Consider the following 2311-nt stretch of genomic DNA (forward strand, 5'->3'; position numbering starts at 1 on the left):
TGCCTTACGCCGCACCCGGCGATCAGTCCAGCAACCTTCACATGCCCCGTCGCCGACCCCCGGCGGCGGGGCATCTTCCGTGTCCTCGGCCGCACGACACGCGCCGCCGCCATCCGAGGACCCGCCACCGGAGAGGAGCACCACCGTGGGACTACCTGACCTTCCCCCTGGAGCCCGACTGCTCAGCGTCGACGAAGCCGTCGACAAGCTCGTCACCGGCGACCACACCGGCGCCGTCACCGGGTCCATCGTCCTCGACTCCGCCCTGATCGACGCACTACGCACCGGCCTCGTCGTGGCCTGCCAACTGCCGAACGGACAGATCGCCTTCACCCGTCCCGGCACCGACCCGACCAGATAGCGCCCGTGTCCGGCCGGTAGTGCCAACAGGTTCCCCGCGCGCACTTGCTTGTCCGCGCCGGTCAAGCGTCCATCAGTGCGCGCCCAACGATCGAAACCCCTGCCACCGCAGGAGAAAGCAGGCTGACATGCCCAAGCGCACCAGGCGCACCGACCCCGCCAACAACAGCAGCACCGCCAACAGCACCGCAAGCAGCACCGCAAGCAGCACCGCAAGCAGCACTGGTAGCAGCACTGCCCCCGCCGTGGGCGCCGACCCTGCGACCGTCGGTGGCGCCATGCCGCCACTGGACGAGAAATCCCAGCAACTCCTCGCCGCGCTCGCTGAACTCGGCGAGGAAACCGCCGGCAACCTCGCCAGGCACGTCGGCATCGCCTACCCCACCACCACCCCGAAGCTGCGCAAGCTCAACAGCTACGGCCTGGCCGAGACCAGAAAGGCCGGCAACGGCCAGACCGTGTGGTGCCTGACCGACACCGGCAGGAAACACGCCGCCCAGGGCAGCCCGGCCGAAAAGGTCGCTGATGTCACGGCCGTGCCGGACTCCATCACGCCCGACGGGGGCGCCGAATCCGTGCCCCCCGTCGAGTCGCAAGTAGTGTCGGTACTGCCCTCCGACGTCTTCGACGAGCTCACCGACGGCACGAACATCGACGCCGGGCGCGTCTTGCCACACCACGTCGAGGCGCTGACCGTGGCACTTGACGGGACAGCCGGCGAGCCGCGCGAGGTACCGGACACAGGTGAAAACCAGGCGGACCAGGCGGACCGGGCGGTCGAGCCGGTCGCCGGCAGCGGTACCGGCAGTGGCACCGGCCCGGTCCAGGCCACCGCCGATACCGAGGCCGTTCCCGCAGCGGATGCCACCGGCTCTCGACCGGTCCGGCGCGCCGCTGGAGACCTGGACCGGGCGATCCTGGCAATCCTGCAGGCCCGACCCGACATGGCGTTCAAGGTCAGCGAGCTGTGCAACCTGATCAACAAGGCCGAGGAAGGGACCGGGCTGCCAAAGGCCAGCCCGGGCGCGGTCGTACTCGCCGGGCAGCGACTCGTCAAGCGTCGTCAGGCGATCCTCGCCGTCGAGAGGCCGGTCAGCTTCCAGTTCCTGCCCGGCGCCGCGGCCCAGCCGGCAGCGACCGGCACCCAGCCCGAGCCGGCCAAGACAGTGACCGCGGCGGCGGCGTGACCGCCACCTCCGGCCGGCTGCAGTGAGCCCGGCCGCCCACAACAGCCAAGTGCCCGAGGACGGGCGTCGGAAAGTTTGCCCCTCGCCACGCCCACCCCGGCGCTCCCCAAACCACCAAGGAGCGTGACCAGTGTCCCCCATTGCCCAGGTGATGGCCGCCTCGGCCGGCGGCGTTCTCGCCGGTCTACTCCTCGCCGCGCTGCCTGTCTGGCGGCTGCACCGCGCGTTGCGCACCGCACGGCACCAGGCCCACCACGACGACACCACCGGCCTGCCCAACCGGCGGGCATTCCTGGCCGCCGTCGACGACACGTTTGGCTCGGACCGGGCGTTCGGGCTGGTCCTGCTCGACCTCGACCGGTTCAAGGAGGTCAACGACCGCCACGGCCACGAGGCCGGCAACGACCTGCTCACCATGGTCGGGCGGCGACTGGCCAAACTGCCCAGCCCGGTCCGGTTGGCCGCCCGGCTCTCCGGCGACGAGTTCGCCCTGCTCGTATACGGCGGCTCGGATGACACCTTCCGGGCGGCGCAACTGGCGGCGGCGGTCACCACGGACGCACCGGTGAGGCTGGATGGCGGCGCCACGGTGACCGTCGCGGTCAGCGTCGGCTACACCACCAGCCGTCCCGGCGTCACCGCCCGTGCCCTGCTGCGTGAGGCCGACGAGGCCATGTACTGCGCCAAACGCGGCACCAGCGGCATCTGCCGCCACGACCCGGCCGCTGGAGCAAAGGCGGGCCGCTGCCGCGACCGCCGTTGAC

3 protein-coding genes are annotated in these 2311 nt (G+C 71.2%); all 3 read left to right on the forward strand.

What is annotated here, in order from left to right; genetic code table 11:
* Positions 1–145 precede the first annotated feature (145 nt).
* Entirely contained in the window at positions 146–361 is a 216-nt protein-coding gene (locus Vau01_RS62845) for a hypothetical protein (RefSeq protein WP_204015403.1), read from the forward strand.
* 127 nt (positions 362–488) lie between these two features.
* Complete coding sequence (locus Vau01_RS62850; protein ID WP_204015405.1) at positions 489–1547, forward strand: winged helix-turn-helix domain-containing protein; 1059 nt, start codon at positions 489–491, stop codon at positions 1545–1547.
* Positions 1548–1677: 130 nt separating this feature from the next.
* Positions 1678–2310 carry a GGDEF domain-containing protein gene (locus Vau01_RS62855; protein ID WP_239153151.1) on the forward strand — a complete coding sequence of 211 codons (633 nt, stop codon included), beginning with the start codon at positions 1678–1680 and terminating at the stop codon, positions 2308–2310.
* The last annotated feature ends 1 nt before the right edge of the window (position 2311 follow it).

Source organism: Virgisporangium aurantiacum (assembly GCF_016863635.1).
GTDB lineage: Bacteria > Actinomycetota > Actinomycetes > Mycobacteriales > Micromonosporaceae > Virgisporangium > Virgisporangium aurantiacum.

Bases quoted from the DNA above. Each gene is read 5' to 3' on its own strand.
- Vau01_RS62850 (WP_204015405.1), top strand. From the start codon at position 489: ATGCCCAAGCGCACCAGGCGCACCGACCCCGCCAACAACAGCAGCACC.